The sequence below is a fragment of the Pseudoalteromonas sp. SMS1 genome, assembly GCF_021530565.1.
In the GTDB taxonomy this organism is placed as follows: Bacteria; Pseudomonadota; Gammaproteobacteria; order Enterobacterales; family Alteromonadaceae; genus Pseudoalteromonas.
Genome location: NZ_JAKGBI010000020.1, coordinates 97,161 through 122,962, shown reverse-complemented (window position 1 = coordinate 122,962; position 25,802 = coordinate 97,161). Strand labels below are relative to the sequence as shown.

Sequence of the window (25,802 nt, the reverse complement as noted above, 5' to 3'; positions counted from 1 at the left end):
AGCTCAGCTGGTAGAGCGCGACCTTGCCAAGGTCGAGGTCACGAGTTCGAACCTCGTGTGCCGCTCCAAACTCTCAGTTTTATTCCACTGATAAAATAACGAATAAATCTCTGATGTAGCACTTACTCAGTTGCTAGATGTTTGCCACGACCTGTCATGCTACAGTGGGCAATTCAGAGCAAATCATGAAGCGGCACTAGCTCAGCTGGTAGAGCGCGACCTTGCCAAGGTCGAGGTCACGAGTTCGAACCTCGTGTGCCGCTCCAAATTCCTTTCTTATATTCCTTTATATCAATCCTTTATAACTATTTACTCTATTCATCCTGGAATTTTGCATAAAATCATTGCTTATTTTTAGTGCTACGCGTAAAATACGCGCTCTTTCGGCCATATTAGTCGTTCCTTGCCTTAACCCGGCCGGCCGAAACGGGACAAGGCTATACTAACCGTAAGGAATATCCATGCGTCATTACGAAATCGTATTCATGGTTCACCCAGACCAAAGTGAGCAAGTTCCAGGTATGATCGAGCGTTATACTGGTTCTATCACTGAAGCTGGCGGTACTATCCACCGTTTAGAAGACTGGGGCCGTCGTCAACTGGCTTACCCAATCGAAAAGCTTCACAAAGCACACTATGTTCTTTTGAACGTTGAAGCGCCAACTGAAGTAATCAACGAGCTTGAAACTTCTTTCCGCTACAACGATGCAGTGCTACGTAACCTAGTTATGCGTACTAAGAACGCTGTAACTGAAGCTTCTCCTCTTGCAAAAGAAGAGAAAAAAGAAGCAGCATCTGCTTAATCGTTATTGATTCGGATTTGACTCACCTTTAGAGGTTATGGTGCAAACTCAAACAGACCTGTATACAAATCAATTTGTTTTGTCCGGGGTTGTTTGTAAAACACCGAAATACAGTCAAAGTCCTGCTGGTATCGCGCATTGTATTTTTGTTTTAGAACATAGATCGATGCAAATCGAAGCCGACCTAAATCGCAACAGTTATGTGCGTATTCAGGTGGTCGCCAGTGGTGATAAATTCCGAACTCAACTAGAGCATTTATACGTTGGGCAGGGGTTACAAGTACGCGGTTTTTTAAATCGCCACGAAAGCCGAAATGGTTTAAGTCAACTTGTACTTCACGCACAACATATTGAAAGAATTAATTGAGGAAATTACTCATGGCACGTTATTTCAGACGTCGTAAGTTCTGCCGTTTTAAAGCAGAAGGCGTACAACAAATCGATTACAAAGATCTAGCTACTCTTAAAAACTATGTAACTGAAAGTGGCAAAATCGTACCTAGCCGTATCACAGGTACAAGCGCTAAGTACCAGCGTCAGCTAGCAGCAGCTATCAAGCGTGCTCGCTACCTAGCCCTTCTTCCGTACACTGACTTACACAAGTAAGCCGGCTGATTAATAGTTTTTAAAAGGTGTAGAGACATGCAAGTTATTCTACTAGACAAGATCGCTAACCTAGGTAACCTAGGTGACCAGGTTTCTGTTAAATCAGGCTTCGCACGTAACTTCTTATTCCCTAAGGGTAAAGCGGTTCCTGCAAACAAAGCTAACATCGAAACTTTCGAAGCTCGCCGTGCTGAGCTAGAAGCAAAAATCGCAGAAGAGCTAACTGCTTCTCAAGCGCGTGCTGAAAAACTTGAAGCACTAGCTGAAGTAACATTAGTTTCTAAAGCGGGTGACGAAGGTAAGCTATTTGGCTCTATCGGTACTCGTGACATCGCTGAAGCGATTTCTGCAGTAGGTGTTGAAGTAGCTAAATCAGAAGTTCGTCTACCTCTAGGTACTATCCGTGAGACTGGTGAATTTGACGTAGCTATCCAGCTTCACTCTGAAGTAACGGCAACTATTAAAGTTATCGTTATCGCAGAAGCTTAATTGATTTAAGCATAAACCGCACACCTTGTGTGCGGTTTTATCCCTCCCCTGAAAAATAACAACGACATAAATTTTCAGTGTAAAAAGTCGGTTTTTAGAACGATTGCTCACGGAAGATTCATCACACAAGTTGGAAAATTAATCTAAATCACAATATTGGGCACTAAAACGTCTTATATTTTAGATAAAATATACTCAAGTATTCGCTTGTAATAGCGTACCCATTTTATATAAGTTTGATTTGTGATAATTTAGTTAACTCTTTTGTACTAGGTACTTTTTTTTGCTGGTTAATTATCATACAGTATCGTTTGTAGGTAATGACAGCGTTATCATTCAGATTAGGAGAACAATGGTTAATAGTCGTTATTTGCGTGGATTCACTTTAATTGAGGTGCTGATGGTGGTTGCATTGGTTGCTATCCTTGCAAGCATTGCATTACCCAATTATATGGAATATCTACGTAAAGGAAATCGCGCAGATGTGCAACAGTGGATGTATCAAGAAGCAACCAAGCTGGAGCGTATCTACTCTAGAAATGGGGGCTATCCAGATACGTTTAGTATTGTGCAAAAATCAGACTATTATACATTGAGGTATGTACCTCTTAGCAAGCCAGATGGCGCTTTAGGTACACATCGTAATTTAGAATTTGAATTAAGAGCCACGCCAAAAGCTGATAGTTCTCAAGCATCAGATGTGTGTGGTGTACTCACATTAGATGAGCAGAGCACAGAGTCTTCACAGGGGCAAAATAATGATTGTTGGTAAGTCTAAAGAGCGTGGTGTAACACTCATCGAACTATTAGTCAGTGTGGCGTTGGTTGCCGTTTTGGCGAGTTTGGCAATGCCGTCTGTGATCACCTACATTAAACAAGACAGAGTGGATTCAAATGTCCATACGTTGAATAGCATTTACCAATATGCGCGCAGTGAAGCGGTAAAAAGAGAGCAAACCGTGAAACTCGTCAAACAGCAGTCAAACTGGCTTGTAATGACCATGGTGGATGGTAAACAAACAACGTTACGTACATTTACAATTGGACACGAATCTATCCGTGTGGATCTCGTGGATCGTGAGGTAAGATCCACTGGTGAACTGAACTTAATGAGTAATATTTTGGTCAGCGATAACGATGTGAATACACGAGACTATCGGCTATGTATATTACGCAGTGGTCAAAGTTGGGTAAGTGAGGCGGCAGAAAATTGCGCGTAGTAAAGGGCTTTTCATTGATTGAAGTGATGGTATCCATTGTCATCGCCGGCGTTGCTTTATTGGGGCTTGCTGGCGCGCAATTGAAATCACTGCAGTTTGCTAACAACAGCTTTTATTACACCATCGCATTGGTCAATGGTCAAAATGCCATTGAACGGATGTGGAGCGAGTTATGTTATTTTCAGTATGACGATCAAGACCTTTTATTAATTAATAACCCCCGCGTTGCCAACTTACAGCCAAAAGATCCTCGCTTTACACTGAGTATAGCGCCAGATAGATACAATGATGAACAGTTAACCCCACTTATCTCTGAGCGAAGAGATGTTGAGTTTTCGGTTAGCTGGCAAGATAGTCGTGTGAATGAGAACAGTGATTTAAATCAAATTACTTTAGTGGCCAGTTATGTGTATGTTCCTGCGCCAGATGAAGGTGAATGTGTCTTTAATAAACCAGCGAGTTAGTGGCTATACCTTAATTGAGTTGCTTGTTGCGATGGCGGCAGGCCTGTTTTTATTGTCTGGCGTGGCGATGTCATATACGGCGATCAAAAGCACGGTAGTGGCAAGTAAAGAGCTATCACATGCTCAGGAAGTTGTACGTTACACCAGCCAAGCGTTAACGCGAAGTATTAAACAAACCAATCAGTTTCCCGAAGTCTCAAATAAGGTTGCCAATAGATTTACTACCTTAACGGTTCATCAAGATGCAGGTCTGTTGGCGTGTGATGGCAGTATTCCCAATGCAGCATACTCAGAGATCTATACTTTAGCCAGTGGTTACATAACGTGTGATATTGGCAATGGACCCGTTCAATTGCTCAGAGGGGTACAGTCACTGACTTTTGTGCGTTCTGGCATTTTAACCAGTATTTTCGTGACACCAGAAAACCTGCCCTCGCAATTTGAAGACGGTATTCAAATTGATATCGCGGCTAGCCGCTTGGTACTTGAAAAAGCCATTTGGCGTAATCCAACTCAGGACTAACTATCGATGCAACGTTTTGTAAGACAGTCTGGTTTTACCCTTGTCAAAGTCATGCTCTTAAGCACGATGGCGAGTGTGGTTGTATTCACATCGATGAAAGACACCTTGGTACAGGAACGATTAAGCGGTAACTTTCAAAAAGATCTTAACGCCCGATTACAGGCCGAAAAAGGGGTATTTGCCAGCGCGGACGATTTAAATGATTATGTTGCTGACAATGAAGAAGCAACCGCTGCTCAGCTCATAGCCGCTATTCCAGGCCTCAATGATGATGAGAGCAGAAAGTATGGAAGAGGCACCTTTGCGACACAGCACACAATTGTGACGAATGCGGATGGGACGACCAGTATTGAAATCGCAAGCCTTGGCCAAAAATATGCCCTGAATGCAGCCAATAATATGGTTGCTGTTTTTACTTACACTGACGCTGTGCTGGAGCCAACCTTTAAAAATGCAGTGACAGGCTGTAAGGGAGTCAACCTGTCCGGAAGTGGCTTGGTTGATAGTTATGATTCTTCCAAAGGCACCTATAACGAAACACGCTCTAGTAATGGTGATGTAAATACGGTAATTGGGGATGCGGATGTTGTTTTGTCTGGCCATTCTCCTATTGAAGGAGATGTCAAAGCATCGGGCGTTTTATACCTCAAAGGGTCTTCTCCCGTGATTGGTGACGTTCAATCAAATACGGGGATTGATATATCTTATGGCGGAGGATTGCGCGTGCAAGGTAACGTGTTGACCCAAGGCTTTGTGACGCATCGTGGCGGTGATATCTCAGGTGTTGTGCGTGCCAATGGCAATGTTGAAATGCTGTGGGGCGCAGATATTTTAAATGAGCACAACGAAGCACTCGATATTCAATATGGTGGGACTGGTAAGTTTGAAGAGGCAACAGAACACTCACAGGAGGGGATAAATTACTCGGCTGCAAAGTTCAATGTAAACCCCAATGTTGAGGCGGTGCGGGTGTATGACCCAAACTCGCCTGACTATGACCCGGCAAACCCTGACAAAGAGTGCGATCCACTGGCACTGCCTGCAAATATGCCCAATGTGATTGATGAAAATAACAATTACACTGACTTTACTGTGGGTGCCCAACAAGCATACAAGTTTACGCCTCATATTGGTCAGTATACACAGGGTGGAAATGGTGCGTCTCTGAATGCGCATACAACGAATATTTACTTGTTCGATTTCAACAAGCAAAATCACGACAGGCCTAACAACCCAGATACGGAATATGCCTTTGGGATGAAAAATGTCAATATTGGCAGTGATGGCATTGTGGTGATTGATGGCGGGGCCATAGAAGGTGGCGACATAATTTGGTTGGTCGATGGTGATTTCACCATGGGGGGGAACAGCAGGCTGATCATAAAAGAAAAGTCCAGTTTGACGATCTTCGTTACTGGCAAAGTAAATTTAGGTGCCAGTGCGCAAATTGTGACTGAAAAGCCGGGTATCACAGACAGTGGATGGGGTACGTTTAGTATTTTTTCATCGTATCGAGCGGATCCTAATGACCCGAGTCAAAAAAACAAACCAGGTGTCAAAGTGAGTGGCACGTCCTCCTTGTATGCCGTTATTTATGCGCCTTTGACTTCGATTTCTATGACGGGCAGTGGGCAGTTTTTTGGTACGGTTCGTGGCGCGACAATTGAAGCACATGGCGGCAGTGGCGTGCATTTTGATGAGGCGTTAAAAAACTTAAAAATTGGCAGCGGTGGAACGGTAAAAACACCGGCTAAATTAAAGTTTGATGGTTGGCGATATAAACACCCCGAAGCATTTAGTGATACTGGTGAGACCTCGAGCAATTCAAAGTAACGACGATAGTGTTCGAGTTGGTACTCACCTCTGGGCGATGATTGTCGCTTTTTCTATCCAATCAAAAAATTTCTACACAGCCTTTAAACCTTTCTTGCCCCCTTTGCGTCTTATTAATTAAATAAAAACACTGCGAAGGCGAGTGCATTCACGATTGAAACTATAAAAAAACGACTACATTAAACTTTGATTTTGTTTGGTTATTACTTTTTTTATAGGTGGGATGTGTCATCATCTTTGTCTTGCAGTAAAGGAACTTAATTATGTTGGTTGATGCACAAGACGCATTTGCAAACGATACGCTTGACGAGTTGGTGCTACGCACTCAGCTGGGAGATCAAGTGGCTTTTGCCGCGTTGTATGAACAATGTCATCGGCGAGTCTATGCGCTGTGCTTGAGGCTACTGGCTGATCAAGCACATGCAGAAGATGCATGCCAAGAGGTATTTGTGCAATTGTGGCATAAAATCTCTCAATTTAATGGCCAGTCGCGGTTTACGACCTGGCTTCACAGCGTGACGTCGAACATTGCCATTAGCTATTTGCGCAAGCACAAGAACTGGCTTCACAAAGTTGTCAGCTTCGAGAACAGTGGTATGGACGAAGCTGGCATCGCGTTATGTGGAGATCTAAACGGGTTGGACAAACTGATTTTGAGGTTACCAGAAAGAGCCAGGCTTGTGTTTGTACTGCATGCGGTTGAAGGGTATCGGCATGAAGAAATCGCAGCAATGCTCTCAATGGCTGTAGGGTCGAGTAAGTCTCACTATCACAGAGCAAAAAAGTTGTTACGGGAGTGGTATGAAAATGACTAAACCAAACTTTGATGAGTTTCTGGCCAATAACTTGGATCAAGCAAACAATCCGGAACACATGCCAACACCACAAAAGCCGCTTTGGTCTGGCGTTGAGAAAGCAATCAACTCAGAGTTTCAATCGCAGACTGATTTAGCAAATCCAAGTATCAATGGTAGCCGGTGGCGACAATTGAGTGCAATTGCGGCATCGACGATCATTGGGATGTGTGCGGTGTATTTTAGTATGCAGCTACCAGAACAAAGCCCTGTTGTGCAAATGAGCACCTATTTTGAACAACAAAAACAGACATTACTGGTGCAATACAGTACTCAACCGGCGTTGACGACCGATTGGCAAGTTCAGTTACAAGAGCTAGAGCAGGCAGAGCAAGCCATTAAGCAGGCATTAGAAAGTGACCCTGACAATGCGGCGCTATTGCAAATGTTAGCTCAGGTTTATCAACAGCAATTAGATTTAATTAACCGGGTGCATCAACCCCGTTGGCAACAGATTTAGGAGAAGATGGATGAAAGCAATTATATTAAGTCTGGCATTGTTGCCAGCAGCAGTACTGGCTGGCGATAAAATTGATAAAGAAATTAATATCCCCCTAGATGGCAAAGTATTTATTGAAAATCAGCGCGGCAACGTGGTCATTAAAACGTGGGACCAAGCGAAGTTCAAGGTGAAGGGGGAATTAGACGATGCGGCAGAAGGCTTTAAACTCGTCAATAATGGCAGCAAAACAGAGTTTATTGTAAAGATGCCTTCTCGTGTTAAGGGATGGGGTCGTCAGCATGAAGGATCTGAGTTAACAATATTCATGCCCAAACAAAGTGAACTGGTTTTTGAAGGGGTACAGGTCGATGTTGTGGCTTCCCAACTTCAAGCTGGCGCGTTTATCAAAACCGTGAATGGCGATATAAAAGCGAGCCAGATAGAAGGAAAGGTGAGACTAGAAACGGTGAATGGCGACATCGATGGTACCGATTTAAGCGGGCGAGTTCGCTATGAGACGGTCAATGGTGACATAGAGGACGTAGACTCGGCGGGAAAACTGCGTTTCAATGCTGTCAACGGCTCAGTAGAAAGTAAGACCTCAGCACAAGAAATCCGTTTGGAAAATGTCAATGGAGAAGTTGAGTTTGATATTGCTGAACTGCAAGAGCTTAGATTGAACACCGTGAACGGCGAAATTGAGATCCGTACTAAAAAATTATTGCCGAATGCGAGAGTCAGCATAGAGTCTGTAAGTGGTGATTTAGATTTGTATTTTCCCACTGATATCTCGGCGCGTTTTGACATTGATGCCCATGCGGGTGGTAAAATCATTAATGAATTGAGTGGTGATAAAGTTAAAAAAGCAAAATATGGCCCTTCGCGTGAACTTGAGTTTAGTGTCTCGGGGGGGAGCTCAGATATTGAAATTGATACGGTGAGCGGGCGCATCGCTTTGAAAAAGAATTAAATAAATGGCGCAGCCTGCTTTGCCAGGCTGCTTTAATGTTTTTACTGAACCTGTCGAAAGTTAAACGGCATTCAGTTTTTTTTGATTTAGGGTTACAATAACCAATCCACTCATTTGTTTTTGTCGTAATATGGCCAAACCTGATCAACAAGTCGATACACTAAAAGTTCCTCCACATTCAATTGAAGCAGAACAATCTGTTTTGGGTGGTCTAATGCTAGATAACCAAGCATTTGACCGTGTTGCAGAGCTTGTCGTTGCTCAAGATTTTTACACGCGAACGCATAAACTGATCTTTGAAGCAATGACTAAACTCGTTGAGCTTGGTCAGCCAATAGATTTAATCACCATCTCTGAAAATCTGGAAAAGAACAACCAGCTCGATTCCATTGGGGGATTTGCCTATTTGGCAGAGATCGCAAAGAATACCCCAAGTGCTGCCAACATAGACGCTTACGCCAGTATTGTGCGTGAAAGAGCCGTTGTGCGCGAGATGATTTCAGTTGCTAATGAAATTGCAGAAGCGGGCTTCAACCCAGAAGGACGTAATAGTCACGATTTACTCGACCTAGCTGAAAGTAAAGTCTTTAAGATTGCAGAGCAGCGTAGTAAAAGTACCGAAGGTCCTCAAAATATTCACAGTATCTTGGAAAAAACCATAGATAAAATTGAAGAGCTATACCAGTCTCCACAAGATGGTGTAACTGGGGTCAGCTCGGGCTATTCAGATTTAGATAAGATGACAGCCGGGCTACAGCCATCCGATCTGATCATTGTTGCGGCCCGTCCTTCAATGGGTAAAACGACTTTTGCCATGAACTTGGCTGAACACGCTGCCATGACACAAGATAAGCCAGTATTGATTTACTCTTTGGAGATGCCCTCAGAACAGATCATGATGAGGATGTTGGCATCTCTTGGTCGCATCAATCAGACCAAAGTGAGAACAGGTCAATTAGATGATGATGATTGGGCGAGGCTGTCGTCAACAATGGGACTGTTGATGGAAAAGGGGCAAATGTACATCGATGATGCCTCAGGTCTAACCCCAACCGATGTGCGTTCTAGAGCGCGTCGTATCGCACGAGATCATGGCGGTATTAGTATGATCATGGTCGACTACTTGCAGTTAATGCGTGTACCGAGTTTATCGGATAATCGTACTTTAGAAATTGCGGAAATATCTCGTTCATTGAAAGCTCTAGCGAAAGAGCTTGAATGCCCAGTTATTGCACTCTCTCAGCTTAACCGTACACTAGAGCAACGTGCAGACAAGCGACCGGTTAACTCTGACTTGAGGGAATCGGGCTCAATCGAGCAGGATGCGGATTTAATCATGTTTATCTATCGTGACGAAGTATATAACGATGATAGCCCTGATAAAGGTACAGCTGAAATAATTATAGGTAAACAGCGTAATGGTCCAATTGGTAAGATTAGGTTAACCTTCCAGGGTCAATACTCTCGTTTTGATAATTATGCTGGGCCTGCACTGGATGATGAGTATTAAGCCCAAATAAATGAGGGTGTAGTAAATGCGATTAGCAACAGCCGAAATAGATATTAATGCGCTGCGACATAACTTAGAAATCGTCAAACAGATGGCGCCATCTGCCAAGGTGATGGCGGTACTAAAAGCCAATGCATATGGACATGGCTTGGTAAAAATTGCGCAGTGCCTAGACGGGGCCGACGCGTTTGCGGTTGCCCGCATTGATGAAGCCTTAGCGCTTCGGGCTGGGGGATTGACCAAGCCCATCATTCTGCTTGAGGGGTTTTTTGACCCCAGCGATCTGCCTATTTTATTGGCCAATAATTTCGAAACGGTTGTGCATGATGAGAATCAATTAGCAGCGATAGAAGCGTGCCAGTTGGAAGCGCCTATTTCTGTGTGGCTAAAAATAGACACCGGTATGCACCGTTTAGGGATAGAGCCTCACCAGTTTGAGCAATTTTATACGCGCCTCAAACACTCCCCCAATGTAAAAGCAGACACCAAATTGATGACACACTTTCCCTGCGCAGATGATCTCAATAATGACTTTACTGCGATTCAGATAGCCTCATTTACAGAGCTGGTAAAAGGGCGCAGTGATGCCCTCTGCCTGGCTAATTCTGCGGGGATTATTGGCTGGCCTGATGCGCACTTCGATTGGGTCCGCTCAGGCCTCATGCTGTATGGCGTCTCCCCCATGCTTGATTGTATTGGGGCGAATCATGCATTGAGGGCGGTGATGCGTCTGAAAACACGTGTGATTGCGATTAAACAGGTCGTTTCTGGCGACAGGATAGGATATGGTGGCCGATGGACGTGTGAGCAAGATACCACGCTCGCTGTTGTGGCAATGGGGTATGGGGATGGATATCCCCGTCATGCAAAAGAAGGCACGCCTGTGGTTATTAAGGGAAAACGTTATGGCATTGTAGGCAGTGTATCAATGGATATGATTACTGTAGATATAGGGTCTAATACACAGCAAATTAAAGTGGGTGACGAAGTTGAGATGTGGGGGCCTAATTTGCCTGTAGAGGAGATAGCCAGTTGTGCAGGTACTATCCCTTATGAATTACTCTGTAATATCACACCGCGTGTGAGTTACGACTACCAACTTGGCTGATATTCACACCACATAAAGCGCATATTAGTCCAGTAATTGTCCTTGCAGTGTGGCAACAACGTTGCGAGGACCACCGTGATCTCTGTGCTCACCCAAATAGATACCTTGCCAAGTGCCTAATTTTAAAGCGCCTTGATAAATCGGGATCGTAACTTCACATCCCAGTGTACTCGATTTGATGTGTGCGGGCATATCATCGTCACCTTCATAATCGTGTCTATAGTAGCTTTGATTTTGCGGCACAAAGTGATTAAAGTGGCTTTCCATATCCATTCTTACAGTCGGATCTGCATTTTCATTGATCGTGAGGCTGGCAGAAGTGTGTTGAATGAACAGATGTAACAGGCCAACTTTGTAACAGCCTAATTGTGGAAGGTGAGTAAGTAGTTCATCGTCAATAAGGTGAAAGCCCCGAGCACGAGGCTTCAACGTAATTACTGTTTGGTGCCAACTCATAGTTTGTCGAAGCTGACCTCTATGTTTGCGTTACCATCTTCAGATGTGAATGGCATAATAATTTTCGCTCCTTCACATTTATGTGTGATGGTATGACCGGGCCCTGACACAACCAAAGGGGTTGCCATGTCGAAATCATAGCCTTTTTCACCCAGTAGATTTTTGGCGCCACCAGTCACCATATTCGTAATTTCACCGACCATGTCGGTCACTTCTTCGTTAATACCATCCGGTTTTTCTCCCAGCATTCTTTCCATAATGGCCAGTGCTAAGCTTTCGTCAAAAGTGATGGAGAAAGAGCCTTTAGTTTGCGGGCCAACCATGCCAATTAGTCCCGATACGTCTCCTCTGGCGACTTCATCTTTTTTTATCTTTGGCTTACCGGGCGTTAGCTCAGTTTGTGCCATAGTAGCTAATACATTTATTAGTGAAGATAAAAAAGGGTTGATGAACTCAACATTCATATTATTGTTCCCTTGTTTTATTCATTGTTGCAGTCATTGTTTTAAGTGTAGTGGCTTTTTTAGCCGCTGCACTACTGTTGGCACTTTTCACAAAGCCCGTGGGCTTCGATTGTTTGTGCTTTAACTTTAAAGCCTTTTTCTGCTGATAAGTTATTCAATTCGTGAGAAATCGCACCAGAATGCAGCTCTTGCACGTGTCCACAGCTATCACAGATCAACAACTGAACTGGATGAATATGGTCAAAATGGTGGCACAGCATAAACGAGTTAGTGCTCTCAATTTTATGAATGAATCCAAGTTCAGCCAAAAAATCTAGCGCACGATACACGGTTGCGGGTTTTGCACTGGCTTCTGTCAATTTTAATTCTTCTAACAGATCGTATGCACCTACTCCACCTTGTTTCGTCGCGAGCAATCGAAATACTTTTTCTCTAATCGGCGTAAAACGGGCACCGCGGTTATCGCAGACCTGTTTCGCTTTACTAACAAGTAGTTCTATATTCATCTTCTAAATCCTTACACTACTTCCCAATACTAACATATTCATTTTAATAGTCTTGTATCGACAAGGATTTATTCTCAATATTCAACGGTTGGAGAGCATATTGCGCCAACCACGCTTCAAAATCAATTTTTGACATAGGTTTACCCAAAAAGTAGCCTTGACCAAAGTCACAATTCATTGAGGCCAAGGTTTCTAATTGTAGCTGTGTTTCGATCCCTTCGGCGATTACTTTTATACCTAAATTATGCGACATGATGATGATCGCATTGACGAGCTGCTGTACTTGTTCGCTGGTATTCATATCGAAAATAAAGCTCTGGTCTATTTTTAAAACGTCAAAAGGGTATTGCCGTAAATAGTTGAGCGAGGAATAACCCGTCCCAAAGTCATCCATCGAAATCAAAATACCCAGTTGATGCAACTCAAAAAGAGCATCTCTGACCAGCTCATCGCCACTCAGTAGAACCCCCTCAGTTATTTCTAATTCCAGCAGTTCAGTGTCAATTTTAAATTCATTGATTAAATGACTGATGGTATTAACCAAACTGGGATCTTTGAATTGTCTGGGGGATAGGTTAACGGCAATACGAAAAGGTGTACTTAAAGCATGTTGCAAACTATTAATTTGCTGGATTGCTGTGTGCAGCACAAATTGACCTAATTCAATGATGTAGCCCGTTTGTTCTGCCAAGGGGATAAATTCTCCGGGAGAGATCCAGCCTAACTCTTCATCATGCCAACGCAGTAAGGCCTCAGCACCAACAACATACTGACTACGCAGATCATACTGTGGTTGAAAGTAGACCTCAAATTGGTTATTCGCCAGAGCCAAGCGCATTTTTTCCTCCAGCATGAGGCGTCGATTGAGATCCTGACTCATGCTTTCTGTAAAAAAGGAGAAAGTATTACGGCCCAGTTGTTTTGCACTGTACATGGCTGAATCGGCTTTACGTAGCAACTCATTGGGCGTCATTGCATCACTGGGAAAAACAGCCAGACCCAAGCTTAAGGAAATCGTAAACGAGCGGTCGTCTATTTCAAAAGGGGACCGAAATAGGTGTACCAGCTTGGTTGCAATCGCAGATATGTGGTGTTGATCTGCAATGTCGCCGAGCAACACAATAAATTCGTCTCCCCCTAATCGCGCCACTGTGTCGTGCTTTCGCAGGGCGTTTTTCAGTATCTTGGCAGAATGCACGAGTAGTTTGTCACCCACTTCATGGCCCATCGAGTCATTCACTTTTTTAAAATCATCCAAGTCAATAAATCCAACTGCGATCAGTTGATTGTTACGCTTGGCTTCGTGGATCATTTGCTGAAGTCTATCAAGCGCTAAAAAGCGATTTGGTAGCTGGGTTAAGGTGTCATAAAAGGCATGGTGCAAGATAACCTCTTCTTGACGTTTTTTATCTGTAATATCGCGAACGGCGACAACCAGTTTTTGTGATTCAGGAATGGCACTGAGGCGTGCTTCAAAGTGTTTTGTAACATCATCGCTATCGATTCGATACTCAATTTGCGTGAGCTGTCCGCTTTGTTCGGTGGCAGAAATCGCCTTAGTAAAGTGTTTAGCTGCATGAGCAGGTAGCACATCCACCAGCTTCTGACCTAAAAATGGGGTTTCAGGGATATTCATTGTGCCGTTACTGCCATAGTGGCACTCTAAAATTTTACCGGCTTTATCTACGATAAAGAAAATATCGGGCAGGGCTGAAAAGATACCTTCAAGGACACTTTGTTTTTCCAAGGCGGTCTGCTGTGCAAGTTTTTTTTGCTCAAAGCCTTGTTGTAGGGTGCTAGAGGCTTTGTGTAAATTGTCAGACAGCTTTTTGAGTTCTCCACTTCCTGCGATAGACGTTGCATGGTTAAACTGAAAATCGGCCAAGCGATTACTGAGCGCAAGTAATACGGAGATAGGTTTGTGAATAAAGTAATAGCTAATTGTGATGGCCAACACAGATATTACCAATACTGCGCTGATGACAATCCAGATATTGCGGTTATAGTGTGCATACAAATTACTGACTTTATTTTCCAGAGAATAGTGAGTCATGATGAGAAAAGGCCGGGCAACAAGGTTGTTCACTGATTCATCCGAGTATGCAACTTTTCCAAAGCTGGTGAAAAGCTGTCGCTGTGTATCATATTGATGTTTTATCGGTGTTTCGGCTGTCAGCCCAACGAGGGTATTTGACAGTTGAGGAGAGAGTGTTAAAGCATTTTCACCTGTTTGATTAGGGGAAGTACTGAACAAAACATTGAGTCGCCTGTCGGTGACGATAATTTGAGAAAACTGCTGAGCGTGCAGTGTGTTGGCGATGATTTCAGCCAGAGAAGATGTTTGGGGTGTTGATTCAAGGCGTGTTAGGGCATGTGTAATCGCATGTGATAAGTCGCTTTGCGTGTCTTCTATTAAGAAATCCTTCTTGACTTGCCAGCTGAATAAGATCAACGAAAGGGCGAAAATTGCTGCGCAACAAGTGGAAATCAAAGTAAGCCATAACTTGAGGTTAATAGAACGCGCTTTATCCATTCTTAATCCTTCAGCACTCAGTTGGTGATCAGCGATAGCAACTATCACTCAATCGTTAATCCTTTAACTCACTACTGCTCATCGTGCGGATACACTCCTGTTAAAAAACAACACCAGCTAACAAATGATAAAACAAGGGTCTAGGCTGCTTGGCTGGTCACCTTCGAGCTAAGTATAGTTGAATTCACAAGATGTGAGCGGCTGAATTTACAAAGCAAGTAGTGTAACGATCGTTGAAGCGCATCGTAAGCCTGTTGTCGGTTTGCTCCATATGGTTTGGAGGAGCATGACGAAAATAGGTTATGCATGACCCTAACCTGTTGTAAGCGGTCAGTATATGTCTTTAGTCAGTTCGTCAAAAAATCTTCATACAAGGTCAATGTGGTGATTGTCCTACCTTAAGCAATGATTTTGTGTGAAGGCATATGTCCCTATTTGTATAAATATGTGTAATCCAGCGTAATTTACCCTCGGAGATGAATTGAGTAGTGTTCAATTATGGAACATAAAAATGATTCGGTACTTAAAATTAAGTCAATGTTAATTTTAAGTAATTTTGATTTATTTTTTTGTTTTGTGTGTTAGCATCATAAACACAGTATTTTTTCAAAAAAGAATATTCAGTATTCTAGGTATTGTAATTTGTAGTCTAGCTGTCGTGCCTGCGTGAGTAGCATTTTCTTTTAACGGCCTTGCTTTAAGCTTTTGTTATTTATTGGCTTTTCGTTGGGTTTGGCGCAGTTGGTTAACTGAATTTAAAACGAATTTAAGTTGATCAGCCATGTTAATTTACAACAACAGATCCGCTTTTGGTGACTAAACAAGGTCGTATACATTTCGGTATGTTCGTTGTGAATTTCGAATTGATTATATTTATTCAATTTTGTGGTTAAAGCTAGGATTGCGATAAAGTACCTAATTCAGAAATCTTCACTTTGTACGTTGACCTAGCGCTTAACTGAGAGATCATCTAATCACTCTTGTTGCGGGCATGGCATGAAAACAGATTTAGTGACTGCATTAGTTACATTGGCAAATACGCGTGGCGACGATACCGCTTTTCATTACTACTTTTCTGACGACCAACCAAGTAAGACTTTAACTTACAAGCAATTAGATTATCGAGCACGACAAATCGCAGCGCAGCTCAGTCTCCATTTTGAGAAGGGGGATAGGGCTTTACTGCTATATAACTCTGGATTTGAGTTTGTCGAAGCATTCTTTGCCTGTTTGTATGCGGGCGTGGTCGCAGTACCTGTTTACCCGCCGAAAAAAAATCAAAATATAGAACGATTAAGAAGCATCATTTTTGATGCGGGTGCGAAAGGAGCACTGACGAGCGAAAAAATTACTGCTATCGCAAGACCGCTATTCGAAGCGGAGCCCAGCCTCAATAATTTGGCTTTATTTGCAACAGACGCTATGCAAAATGACGTACCTGAGTGCTGGCAGATCTGTAACGTGTTGCTAGATGAACTGGCGTTTTTACAATATACCTCCGGCTCAACAGGGGCGCCCAAAGGCGTGATGGTAAGCCATGGCAATATTGTAGATAACGAAGAGATGATGAAAGTGGCATTTGGCCACGATGAAAACACGCCGATTGTCAGCTGGTTGCCTCATTTTCATGATATGGGACTTATTTTCGGAATTTTACAGCCAATCTATATTGGTGCCCCGGCTTGCTTGATGAATCCCACCTACTTTTTACAAAAACCATTTCGCTGGTTAAAACTGTTGAGTGAATTCAAAGGTGTCACCTCCAGCGCACCGAACTTTGCATATGATTTATGTGTGGATATGGTCAGTGAGGAACAAATTTCCGAGTTGGACTTATCTCATTGGCAGTCCGCATTAAATGGTGCTGAGCCCGTCAGAGCAAGTACGCTAGAGCGCTTTTACCAAAAGTTTAAACACTGTGGATTTCGACGTGAGAGTCTAGCGCCTTGTTATGGTATGGCTGAAACCACGTTGTTTGCAGCAGGTGGCGACGTGCTAAAAGAGCCAACCATACTGTGCTTAGACAGTAAAGCGATGCTGCAAAATCGTGCTGACGTTATCACGCCACCCGACAAGACCAATTTTATTAATGATGGTGATTACTATTATGCCGTATCGAGTGGCCATAGCTGGCAACATCACAGTATTGCCATTGTTTGTCCTGAGACCAAACAACCTTGCCCAGATGGAGAGATTGGTGAAATTTGGGTTAAAGGAAGTAGTGTGGCAAAGGGGTACTGGCAAAAGCCTGAACTGAGCCGTGACATCTTTGAGGCACAGATTGCAGAGGTCGAAGAGGGACCGTACTTACGTACTGGTGACCTTGGTTTTTTACAGCAGCATACGCTGTTTGTAACGGGCCGCACAAAAGATGTCTTGATATTTAGAGGTAAAAACTATTATCCGCAAGATATCGAACTGTCAGTGAGTGAAGCGGACGAAGCGTTGGATGGCAATGGAGGGGCGGCTTTTTCAGTTACAGTGAGAGATCAAGAGCGCTTGGTTGTGGTGCAGCAAGTTAAACGGACAGCCGTTCGCAAACTTGATACGGACAAGGTTTTTGCAAATATTACCGCAGCTATTGTTGCACAGCATGGCATCACACCTTACGACATATTATTGATTAAGCCAGGCCGTGTATGCAAAACCTCGAGTGGTAAAATTCAACGCCAAGAAAATAGGAAGCAGTACCTTGAAGCACGTTTTGAGCCTTTAGCATCGTATCTGCAACTTGCAGAGGCCGACCGTCTAAAGCAAGGAAACTCGATTGACACGTCGAATGACATAGCGCAGCGTCGATTGTTGCAGGCGTGCCAGCTGTTGCAGCGAGTGATCGCTTCCGAAGTGGGCGTTGAAGCCGCGACTTTAGAGTTGGATGCCTCTTTTCTCTCTTTGGGGGTCGACTCAATGAAAGCCGTGCGAATTTCTGGTGAATTGATGGAATTACATGGTATCGAGTTAGAGTCGACAGTTTTATATGAATACCCATGTATTACGCAATTGGCTGACTATTTGTGCCAATTTAAAGAAGTCTGTGAGGCGCTGGATAAGATAGAAGCGCATCATACACACCCAGTAACGCAGTCGGTGTCTAGAGATATCGTGCAAGCCCCTATCTTCACTGAGCGAATGCTTTCCCAAGAATGCCTAGAAACCCACCCGAATGACATTGCGGTCATAGGGATGGCGTGCCGTTACCCAAATGCGGAAAATACGCACGCTCTGTGGCAGCTACTTGAATCCGGCAGTGACGCCATTTCATTACCGAGTGATGCGCGCAAGGCATTGGGGCAGGAGCTAAATGGAGAACGCTTCGGGGGCTATCTGGAAGATATAGAGCATTTTGATCATGCGTTGTTTGGTATCGCGCCAAACGAAGCAATGCATATCGACCCTCAACAAAGGCTGTTGTTACAAAATAGCTACCACGCTATCCAATCAGCAGGCTATGAGCCAACGGCACTCGCGGGCCAGCAGGTGGGTGTGTACGTCGGTATTTCGCAAAGCGATTATTTCTCGTTATCTCAGCAAACGCAGAAAAGCCATGCCTATCTCGGTACGGGTACGGCGCTCAGCATTGCGGCAAATCGTTTATCGTATTTTTATAATTTCACTGGTCCGAGCCTCGCGATTGATACGGCGTGCTCTTCTTCATTGGTCGCGCTCCATCACGCCATGCAAGCCGTGCGGTCAGGTCAAATACCTATGGCCATGGTGAGTGGGGTTAACTTAATCTTGAGTGATGCGGTCAGCGCTGCATGTGATAATGCGCAAATGCTCGCCAGTGATGGTCGGTGCAAAACCTTTTCGGCTGAGGCAAATGGATATGTACGCAGTGAAGGGGTCGGCACGGTATTGTTAAAACCCTTATCTCAGGCTTTGCATGACGAGGATGTGATTTATGGCGTGCTCAAAGGCAGTGCCGTGAATCAAGACGGTCGTAGTAATGGGATCACCGCCCCCAATGGACGTGCACAACAGGATGTGATCCGCGCGGCACTCGACAGCGCACACGTATCGGCACAGCAAGTGCACTATGTCGAGGCCCATGGCACAGGTACTGAACTTGGCGATCCAATCGAAGTGTCGGCATTGCAGCACGTTTATGGCGAAAAGCGTGAGGGGGAAGCACTTTGGGTGGGTTCCGTGAAAGCGAATATAGGACATCTCGAATCTGCTGCAGGACTCGCTGGATTAATTAAAACCATGCTGTGCTTTACTCACCACCAAATTCCGCCCCAGCGCTATATTGACAAGCTTAACCCCCATATTGCGTGGGACAAGATGTCGATAAAAGTGCCTGATAAACTCGTCTCCTGGCCTAGGGCTGAAAATGGCACCGCAGTTGCGGGTTTAAGTTCATTTGGTTTTGGCGGCACAAATGCACATGTTATTTGTTCATCGGCCCCGTCGCGTCAGCAAGCGCATTCAGCACTTTGCCAAGACCCGCCATTTTACGTGCTGCCGCTGAGTGCGAAGTCGGCAAGTTCATTGGCGCAGTTAGCAAAGCGTTTTGGAGAGCGCCTAGCGAAGGTTGATGCACAAGAGTTTAATACGCTGGTTTATACCTGTGCCCAGAGCACCCCAATTAAAGGTGTACAACAGGCATTCTATGGAGCGTGTAAAGCCGACCTTATTCAACATCTACACGCATTAAATGACCCTGCCAAACTTGAGCAGTTGACGGGAAATGTACGCCATGTTGCCGCCTCTAAAGTCGTGTTTTTATTTACCGGTCAAGGTGCGCAATATCCTGATATGGGTAAGGCCCTGTATGCTTCTCAACCTGTATTTAAAGCGGCAATCGACGAATGTGACGCATTGCTTCGTGAGCATTTTGATGAGCACTTATTCGACGTTTTATATCAAGACCCTGACGGTGTTTTAATTAATCAAGCTCGCTGGGCCCAATTGAGTGTGTTCGCCATAGAGTATGCGATGGCAAAATTATGGCAAAGTTTTGGTATTGAGCCTGATTTGTTGATAAGTCACAGTGTTGGTGAGTATGCAGCGGCATGTATTGCCGAGGTGATGTCATTACCGGCCTGTTTAACGTTATTGGCGACGCGCGCACAGTTGATGCAGCAGCTACCAGAAAATGGGATGATGATTGCGGCACGATGCACTGCAAAGTTAGCCAAAGACATCGTGCATCCTTATACTACTGAGGCTGCAATTTCTGCGTATCACGGTGAAGCCGGAGTGGTCTTTTCCGGCGGTGACGAGGCAATGAGTAACATCACGCAAGCGCTTGAGAAAAGACAGATCCGTTACAAAGTGCTCAATACTGCACGTGCCTTTCATTCGCCACTGATGGAACCTGTTATTACGCAGTTTGCTCAAGTGGCGCAAAAGACCTGTTTCAATGCACCTAAATATCGTTTTGTGTCTTCACAGACGGGGCGTTTGGAAAGCGCAGCGCTAACCAAAGCTCATTATTGGGTTGAGCAGATAGTGCAGCCTGTGCGATTTGAGTCGTGTTTTGAGACACTGATCACGCAGGAGCATTTTGTTACTCTCGAAATGGGGCCAAAACCGATTTTGAGCGCACTTATCCAAGAAAATTTGCCGCGTGTTGATGCGGAGTATTTAACGGTCTTAAATGCGGTGGGCTGCGACAATGAAAGGTTGGCAGCGGATGTGGCAAGGTTATTTGAAGCGGGTTACACGTTGAATTGGTCGCAAGTTTACCCTGTTTTAAACTCGCTATCGTTACCCAAGGTACCTTTGCCGTTATATCCTTTTGAGCCAACCCGTCATTGGATTACCACTGCGCGGCAGGGGCCAACTGAAAGCTTACCGACTACCACCATCGCCTCTGGGACGGAGGGAGAAAGCCAGCGCATTGATGCCATTCGAGCGTTCGTACTTGATACATTGGCCAATGAACTTGGCACGCCTGCAACTCAAATTGATATCCATATGCCCCTGCTAGAAATGGGGGTTGATTCGTTGATGATAATGCGGGCGGTACGCACCTATGAAAAACAGTTTGATTTAGAGTTTAGTGTTAGGCAGTTTTACGAAGAGTTAAAGAGTGTTGAGCGGTTGGTCGCACATGTTGTTGAACACAGCGACTATCTCACATCTTCACCGACGAGCACTGAACCACAACATGCCCCTTCAGTTGCGCTTGATGAAACAAGCGTGTTATCGGCATCTCATTTTAGCAAACCTGAGTTAATTACCTCGATATGTCAGGCACAGCTTCAAGCGGCGGCCACAATTACCAGTGACATTGCTCGCCAGGGGGTGGAATCTGTGACTGCGCAGCAATTAAGTTGGCTGAGTGGGCAGACAATAACGCAGGATGAGCGCACCGTCCCTCAGCGAGATGCTCCCAAAGCAGAACAAAGCAGCACGGCCACTCAAGTTGCGGATCAGCACGCGCGCGCTATTTTACCCGGTTTTCAACAAAAGCAGCTTCAAGCCGTAACAAGTTCTACTGAGATAAAGACGCACGCTATCTCGCTTTGTGAAAGCTATTGTGAAAAAACAAGGGGCTCAAAGCAATTGGTGGCTGCCCATCGTAAACATCTTGCAGATTGTCGAGCATCAGCCGGTTTTCGTTTGTCGAGTAAGGAAATGCTCTACCCTGTCTTTGCGAAGCGCTGTGAAGGAGCACGTATTTGGGATGTCGATGATAATGAGTATATCGATATTACGATGGACTTTGGTGTTAACTTGTTTGGTCATAAGCCGGAGTTTGTCAACAATGCACTGAGGGCGCAATTGGATAACGGCATCCAATTAGGGCTCGCAAGTCCTGCTGCATGCGAAGTGGCTGAGTTGGTTGCCGAGCTAACTGGCTTAGAACGCGTTACTTTCTGCAACTCAGGTACAGAAGCTGTGATGACAGCGGTTCGATTAGCGAGAAATAAAACCAAACGAGATCGTATCGTGCAGTTTTCGGGCGCCTATCATGGTCACTATGATGGCACGCTTGCAACCCATGCGCCCGATGGTTCTGGTGTGGAACCGATGTGTTCAGGGGTTCAAGCTGGTGCAATAAATCGCAACTTAGTCTTGGATTACGGAGAAGCTTCTGCATTGGCACAGATCCGTCAATATGCAGATTCGATTGCGGCTGTATTAGTGGAGCCGGTGCAAAGCCGTCACCCCGATCTACAACCTTTCGCTTTTTTGAAGCAATTAAGAGCATTGACCGAGGAACTCGGTATCGCACTGATATTTGATGAAATGATCACTGGATTTCGTGCACATCCTGGTGGAGTACAAGCCTTGCTAGGGATCCATGCTGATATGGCCACGTATGGAAAAATCGTCGGTGGCGGTTTACCAATTGGTGTGGTGGCAGGAAGTGCAGCTTATTTAGATGGGGTCGATGGTGGTGATTGGCAATATGGTGATAATTCATACCCACAAGCCGATACCACATTTTTTGCAGGTACATTCTGTAAACATCCGCTCAGCATGGTCAGTGCGGCTGCGGTGCTTAAAGAAATAAAGCGCCAGGGGCCGCAATTACAGGCGCAGTTAACCCAAAAAACGACTTATTTACGAACCACACTCAATCACTTCTTTGACCAGCAGAGCATCCCCATTGGCATTGAGTCATTTTCATCTTTATTTCGCTTTACGTTCGCGCAAAATCTCGATGTTTTCTTTTATGAGTTACTCAATCGCGGTGTGTTTATATGGGAAGGTCGTAATTGCTTTATCAGTGCAGCACATAGTGACGCGGACATCGAGGCGATTATCAGCGCAGTAAAAGCCAGTGCATTGACTTTGAAAGAAGCCGGTTATTTTGGTGGTACACCCGCGCCGTTAAAGCAAGCATCATCACACACCATGACGTTTCCACTGACCGAGGCGCAGCAACAGCTATTGGCCCTTGCTCTGCGCTCTGAAGCTGGGGCATTGGCATATCATTTACAGGCGAGTATCAAACTAAGTGGCAAGGTGAATGTGGACAAACTGAGTCAGGCAGTGGCGCGTGTCGTAGCACAGTACCCGATACTGAGCCTAGGTGTGGATGTTGATGATCTGACTCATATCGAGCGTGCTGCGCCGCAACTTGAAGTTATTCATGGGGAGGCATTGGATGAGGATCAAGCTGTACAGCAACTGACACGGTGGCGTTACACCCCCTTCGATATGGCGCATGACGCCTTATGTCGTTTTGCGGTTTTACGAGTGAATGAGGCGCAGTACTATGTCAGTATTGTTGCGCATCATATTGTCAGTGACGGGCTGTCTTTACAGCTGATCATCGACAGTATTGCGACGTGTTATAACGATAGTGAGCAAACGCGCGCGCATCTTCCTCAGTACCATGATTATACCCTTGCTTTGGACACATATCGGCAGTCTAACCAGTTTCAAGTAGATCAGGCGTATTGGCTAGGGCAGTTAGCCAACAGTGAATCATTGTCTTTGCCGGTGCAGCACAACACTGTGGGAGAAACCCACTTTAGTGTTAAGCAGCTCAATGTACCTATTCCGGCAGATGTGATGACAAGTGTAGTTGAACTGGCTAAATCGCAAAGTTGCGGTTTATTTGCGACTTTATTGGCGGGCTATGTGATATGGCTTCATAAGCTGAGTCAACAACACGTGATTGCCATCAATATACCTGCTTCTGCACGGCAGCTATTGGCGAAACAATTTGATGTGACGTTATTAGACCAACAGCTAGTGGGTTACTGTACTAATATGATACCACTGGTTATAAAGGTGTTGCCGCACAGTACGTTCGCGGAAGTGATAAAACAAGTTCAGTCCCAAATGCTCAATGGACTTGATCATGCCAGTTACCCTTATTCTGCACTTATGCATCAAAATCTGATCTTACCTACGGCGATATTTAATTTAGATAGGGTGCATCAATTTCCGCAATTTGATGGCCTACAGGTGAGTCCCGTAAGAAACTGTACATTGTATGGCCAATTTGATTTGAACTGCAATGTGCTTAATGTGGGTGAGCATTGGCAGTTTGAACTTGAATTTAATAGTGACAAGTTTGATGAAGCAGTGATGCACAGCTTTGGACAGGCATGGCTCACTTTATTGGCGGGGGCAAAGGCAAATCTAACCGTGTCAGATAGGGCCTGTGCGCTGTTAAGTGAGGACGCACACAGAATCTTAGTGTCAGATCAAGTTGCAAAGTTACACACTGCGCCATCAAGTATATCGTTGTTGGATATGTTTTCAGAGCAAGTGCTTACTTGTCCTAATCGCATTGCTGTACAGGACTCGAGGGTGCAGCTAAGCTATGCGCAGTTACACCAGCGTTCAAATCAACTTGCCCACTACTTGATCCAGCAGGGAATAGATCGACATAGCCTTGTTGCGGTGGCGATGGCACGCAGCTGTGAGCTATTGGTCACGTTGTTAGGCATACTAAAAACGGGGGCGGCTTACCTACCACTGGACATATCCTTTCCGCAAGCGCGTGTTAAGGACATTTTGGCTGATTCTCAGACCGATATAGTACTTTGCGATACGCAGTGTCACGAAATACAAACCATACTCGAAAAGTCTTGCCCATGTATCAATGTCGATACTGAATCTGACTCTATTTTGGCGTGCAATCACATTGAGGTGAGCCGCAGTTTGGAGCCGCAACAGCGAGCCTATGTTATTTATACATCGGGCTCAAGCGGTCGACCTAAAGGGGTCGAGATATGTCATGATGCGCTGGCCAATTTTCTACAGTCAATGGCTCATATGCCAGGGATGCAAAGCGCAGATCGCACCCTTGCAGTGACAACCATAGCCTTTGACATTGCCGCACTTGAACTTTATTTGCCGCTGATATGTGGTGCCTTCGTTTATATTGCAGATGATACGACCTGCAGTGATCCATTGGCGATCACTGAGTTATTGGACAGGGCACAGATCACTGTGATGCAGGCAACGCCCACATTGTGGCGTATGTTACTAAAGGCGTCTGTGAGCTGTGTCAGAGGATTGAAAGTGTTAACTGGCGGAGAGCCGCTGGAATCAAACTTGGCGGACACCATGCTAGTACATGGCGCCCAAGTGTTCAATATGTATGGGCCAACAGAAACGACCATCTGGTCCAGTGTGGAAAAAATCATGGCAGGCAATGACATTGGGGTGGGAGAGGGCATTGATAATACCGCACTGTTTGTCATGCCTGAGCAAGCGAAGGATGACAGTCTACCACTGCCTGTGGGCGTGTGGGGAGAACTCTGGATCGGTGGTGTAGGTCTCGCAAAAGGGTATCTTAATCGCCCTGAACTGACACAAAACAGCTTTGTGACCCATCATTTAGATAACACCCCGACAAGATTGTACAAAACCGGTGACCGAGCTCGGAGGTTGCCGGATGGACGTTTCCAGCTTCAGGGACGTTTGGACAATCAAGTTAAATTGCATGGCCACCGGATTGAATTGGCAGAAATAGAGCATCAAATCCGTCAACTCATCGGCAGCGAAGAAGTCAGGGTGTTAGTGAAAACAGACCCAACGGGTAATGCATGTTTGTGTGCATATTGTATCGAACATGGGGAGCTTAAAGTGCAGTGGAGTCATAGCGCGATTCGCCAGCACTTGCTGATGAAACTACCTAGCTACATGGTACCTGAATACATTAGCTGGCTAGAGACATGGCCCTTAACCCCAAATGGCAAGTTGGATCTGAAAGTGCTGAGACTGCCGCAGATAGAGACCAACCAGGTTGATACGGTGCGTGCACCAGAAACGCCTACGGAAACCCAATTACATACCTTCTTCACAGATTTGTTGCCTGTGAAAACCCTTAGCACCGATGTGAGCTTTTTCGATTGCGGTGGTAACTCCGTACTTGCTATGCAGTTGATATCTAGAGTCAATCAATATTTTTCGGTGCGCTGCACGATGGTCGACGTCTTTGACTATCCGAGCATTCAGGCCTTAGCGAAACGGCTGATTGAAATTGGCAAAGATAGCGCATTAACCCCCCCTCAAGTAGAGGTTGTAAGCGATATAGTCAGTGGTCGTGATATTAGCGCCGCTTTTGATGATCAATCCATGACAGAGATGGACTTGTAAGA

At 44.9% G+C, this 25,802-nt stretch carries 19 protein-coding genes and 1 tRNA gene; 16 read left to right on the top strand and 4 right to left on the bottom strand.

All coding sequences use genetic code 11. The annotated features are described in order from the left end of the window. Positions 1-190 precede the first annotated feature (190 nt). From L1286_RS19500 to alr, 15 genes are all read left to right on the top strand, one after another. Positions 191-266, top strand: a tRNA-Gly gene (locus L1286_RS19500). 195 nt (positions 267-461) lie between these two features. Then, positions 462-803, top strand: coding sequence for a 30S ribosomal protein S6 (gene rpsF, locus L1286_RS19495; protein ID WP_023400735.1), 342 nt, complete (start codon positions 462-464; stop codon positions 801-803). Between the two features lie 37 nt (positions 804-840). Beyond that, complete coding sequence (gene priB / locus L1286_RS19490) at positions 841-1,170, top strand: primosomal replication protein N (RefSeq protein ID WP_235408685.1); 330 nt, start codon at positions 841-843, stop codon at positions 1,168-1,170. 11 nt (positions 1,171-1,181) lie between these two features. Next, positions 1,182-1,409 carry a 30S ribosomal protein S18 gene (gene rpsR, locus L1286_RS19485; RefSeq protein ID WP_005493466.1) on the top strand — a complete coding sequence of 76 codons (228 nt, stop codon included), beginning with the start codon at positions 1,182-1,184 and terminating at the stop codon, positions 1,407-1,409. 36 nt (positions 1,410-1,445) lie between these two features. Continuing rightward, entirely contained in the window at positions 1,446-1,898 is a 453-nt protein-coding gene (gene rplI, locus L1286_RS19480; RefSeq protein WP_235408684.1) for a 50S ribosomal protein L9, read from the top strand. A gap of 352 nt (positions 1,899-2,250) precedes the next feature. After that, positions 2,251-2,670: a type IV pilin protein gene (locus tag L1286_RS19475; protein WP_235408683.1), complete on the top strand. Its 420-nt coding sequence runs from the start codon at positions 2,251-2,253 to the stop codon at positions 2,668-2,670. Continuing rightward, complete coding sequence (locus tag L1286_RS19470; protein ID WP_235408682.1) at positions 2,657-3,118, top strand: GspH/FimT family pseudopilin; 462 nt, start codon at positions 2,657-2,659, stop codon at positions 3,116-3,118. The genes L1286_RS19475 and L1286_RS19470 overlap by 14 nt, the downstream gene beginning before the upstream one ends. Next, on the top strand, positions 3,109-3,582 hold the full coding sequence (locus tag L1286_RS19465) for a prepilin-type N-terminal cleavage/methylation domain-containing protein (RefSeq protein WP_235408681.1): 474 nt from the start codon (positions 3,109-3,111) through the stop codon (positions 3,580-3,582). The genes L1286_RS19470 and L1286_RS19465 overlap by 10 nt, the downstream gene beginning before the upstream one ends. Then, on the top strand, positions 3,557-4,105 hold the full coding sequence (locus tag L1286_RS19460) for a PilW family protein (RefSeq protein WP_235408680.1): 549 nt from the start codon (positions 3,557-3,559) through the stop codon (positions 4,103-4,105). The genes L1286_RS19465 and L1286_RS19460 overlap by 26 nt, the downstream gene beginning before the upstream one ends. Before the next feature lie 6 nt (positions 4,106-4,111). Continuing rightward, positions 4,112-5,938 carry a DUF7305 domain-containing protein gene (locus L1286_RS19455; RefSeq protein WP_235408679.1) on the top strand — a complete coding sequence of 609 codons (1,827 nt, stop codon included), beginning with the start codon at positions 4,112-4,114 and terminating at the stop codon, positions 5,936-5,938. 263 nt (positions 5,939-6,201) lie between these two features. Beyond that, positions 6,202-6,753, top strand: coding sequence for an RNA polymerase sigma factor (locus tag L1286_RS19450; protein ID WP_235408678.1), 552 nt, complete (start codon positions 6,202-6,204; stop codon positions 6,751-6,753). After that, complete coding sequence (locus tag L1286_RS19445; protein WP_235408690.1) at positions 6,746-7,252, top strand: tetratricopeptide repeat protein; 507 nt, start codon at positions 6,746-6,748, stop codon at positions 7,250-7,252. Before L1286_RS19450 ends, L1286_RS19445 begins: the two co-directional genes overlap by 8 nt. A gap of 10 nt (positions 7,253-7,262) precedes the next feature. Continuing rightward, positions 7,263-8,204: a DUF4097 family beta strand repeat-containing protein gene (locus tag L1286_RS19440; RefSeq protein WP_235408677.1), complete on the top strand. Its 942-nt coding sequence runs from the start codon at positions 7,263-7,265 to the stop codon at positions 8,202-8,204. A 130-nt stretch (positions 8,205-8,334) separates the two neighbouring features. Then, positions 8,335-9,714 (top strand): replicative DNA helicase, encoded by a 1,380-nt coding sequence (dnaB, locus tag L1286_RS19435; RefSeq protein WP_235408676.1) that lies wholly within the window; start codon positions 8,335-8,337, stop codon positions 9,712-9,714. A gap of 25 nt (positions 9,715-9,739) precedes the next feature. After that, positions 9,740-10,822, top strand: coding sequence for an alanine racemase (alr, locus tag L1286_RS19430; protein WP_235408675.1), 1,083 nt, complete (start codon positions 9,740-9,742; stop codon positions 10,820-10,822). A gap of 24 nt (positions 10,823-10,846) precedes the next feature. Here alr and L1286_RS19425 read toward each other — a convergent pair whose 3' ends face one another. From L1286_RS19425 to L1286_RS19410, 4 genes are all read right to left on the bottom strand, one after another. After that, positions 10,847-11,278: a secondary thiamine-phosphate synthase enzyme YjbQ gene (locus L1286_RS19425; protein WP_235408674.1), complete on the bottom strand. Its 432-nt coding sequence runs from the start codon at positions 11,276-11,278 to the stop codon at positions 10,847-10,849. After that, positions 11,275-11,742 (bottom strand): chemotaxis protein CheX, encoded by a 468-nt coding sequence (locus L1286_RS19420; protein ID WP_235408673.1) that lies wholly within the window; start codon positions 11,740-11,742, stop codon positions 11,275-11,277. Before L1286_RS19420 ends, L1286_RS19425 begins: the two co-directional genes overlap by 4 nt. A 71-nt stretch (positions 11,743-11,813) precedes the next feature. Further along, complete coding sequence (gene zur / locus L1286_RS19415; protein ID WP_063356315.1) at positions 11,814-12,248, bottom strand: zinc uptake transcriptional repressor Zur; 435 nt, start codon at positions 12,246-12,248, stop codon at positions 11,814-11,816. 43 nt (positions 12,249-12,291) lie between these two features. Continuing rightward, on the bottom strand, positions 12,292-14,829 hold the full coding sequence (locus L1286_RS19410) for a putative bifunctional diguanylate cyclase/phosphodiesterase (protein ID WP_235408672.1): 2,538 nt from the start codon (positions 14,827-14,829) through the stop codon (positions 12,292-12,294). A 948-nt stretch (positions 14,830-15,777) separates the two neighbouring features. Here L1286_RS19410 and L1286_RS19405 point away from each other — a divergent pair. Next, the gene (locus L1286_RS19405; RefSeq protein WP_235408671.1) at positions 15,778-25,800 is read left to right on the top strand and encodes a non-ribosomal peptide synthetase/type I polyketide synthase; all 10,023 of its coding nucleotides are present in this window, start codon (positions 15,778-15,780) and stop codon (positions 25,798-25,800) included. Positions 25,801-25,802: the final 2 nt, after the last annotated feature.

What these genes read in the sequence shown, in the direction of transcription:
- rpsF (WP_023400735.1), top strand. Translation starts at nt 462, where the DNA reads ATGCGTCATTACGAAATCGTATTCATGGTTCACCCAGACCAAAGTGAG.
- priB (WP_235408685.1), top strand. Translation starts at nt 841, where the DNA reads ATGGTGCAAACTCAAACAGACCTGTATACAAATCAATTTGTTTTGTCC.
- rpsR (WP_005493466.1), top strand. Translation starts at nt 1,182, where the DNA reads ATGGCACGTTATTTCAGACGTCGTAAGTTCTGCCGTTTTAAAGCAGAA.
- rplI (WP_235408684.1), top strand. Translation starts at nt 1,446, where the DNA reads ATGCAAGTTATTCTACTAGACAAGATCGCTAACCTAGGTAACCTAGGT.
- L1286_RS19475 (WP_235408683.1), top strand. Translation starts at nt 2,251, where the DNA reads ATGGTTAATAGTCGTTATTTGCGTGGATTCACTTTAATTGAGGTGCTG.
- L1286_RS19470 (WP_235408682.1), top strand. Translation starts at nt 2,657, where the DNA reads ATGATTGTTGGTAAGTCTAAAGAGCGTGGTGTAACACTCATCGAACTA.
- L1286_RS19455 (WP_235408679.1), top strand. Translation starts at nt 4,112, where the DNA reads ATGCAACGTTTTGTAAGACAGTCTGGTTTTACCCTTGTCAAAGTCATG.
- L1286_RS19450 (WP_235408678.1), top strand. Translation starts at nt 6,202, where the DNA reads ATGTTGGTTGATGCACAAGACGCATTTGCAAACGATACGCTTGACGAG.
- L1286_RS19445 (WP_235408690.1), top strand. Translation starts at nt 6,746, where the DNA reads ATGACTAAACCAAACTTTGATGAGTTTCTGGCCAATAACTTGGATCAA.
- L1286_RS19440 (WP_235408677.1), top strand. Translation starts at nt 7,263, where the DNA reads ATGAAAGCAATTATATTAAGTCTGGCATTGTTGCCAGCAGCAGTACTG.
- dnaB (WP_235408676.1), top strand. Translation starts at nt 8,335, where the DNA reads ATGGCCAAACCTGATCAACAAGTCGATACACTAAAAGTTCCTCCACAT.
- alr (WP_235408675.1), top strand. Translation starts at nt 9,740, where the DNA reads ATGCGATTAGCAACAGCCGAAATAGATATTAATGCGCTGCGACATAAC.
- L1286_RS19425 (WP_235408674.1), bottom strand. Translation starts at nt 11,278, where the DNA reads ATGAGTTGGCACCAAACAGTAATTACGTTGAAGCCTCGTGCTCGGGGC.
- L1286_RS19420 (WP_235408673.1), bottom strand. Translation starts at nt 11,742, where the DNA reads ATGAATGTTGAGTTCATCAACCCTTTTTTATCTTCACTAATAAATGTA.
- zur (WP_063356315.1), bottom strand. Translation starts at nt 12,248, where the DNA reads ATGAATATAGAACTACTTGTTAGTAAAGCGAAACAGGTCTGCGATAAC.
- L1286_RS19405 (WP_235408671.1), top strand. Translation starts at nt 15,778, where the DNA reads ATGAAAACAGATTTAGTGACTGCATTAGTTACATTGGCAAATACGCGT.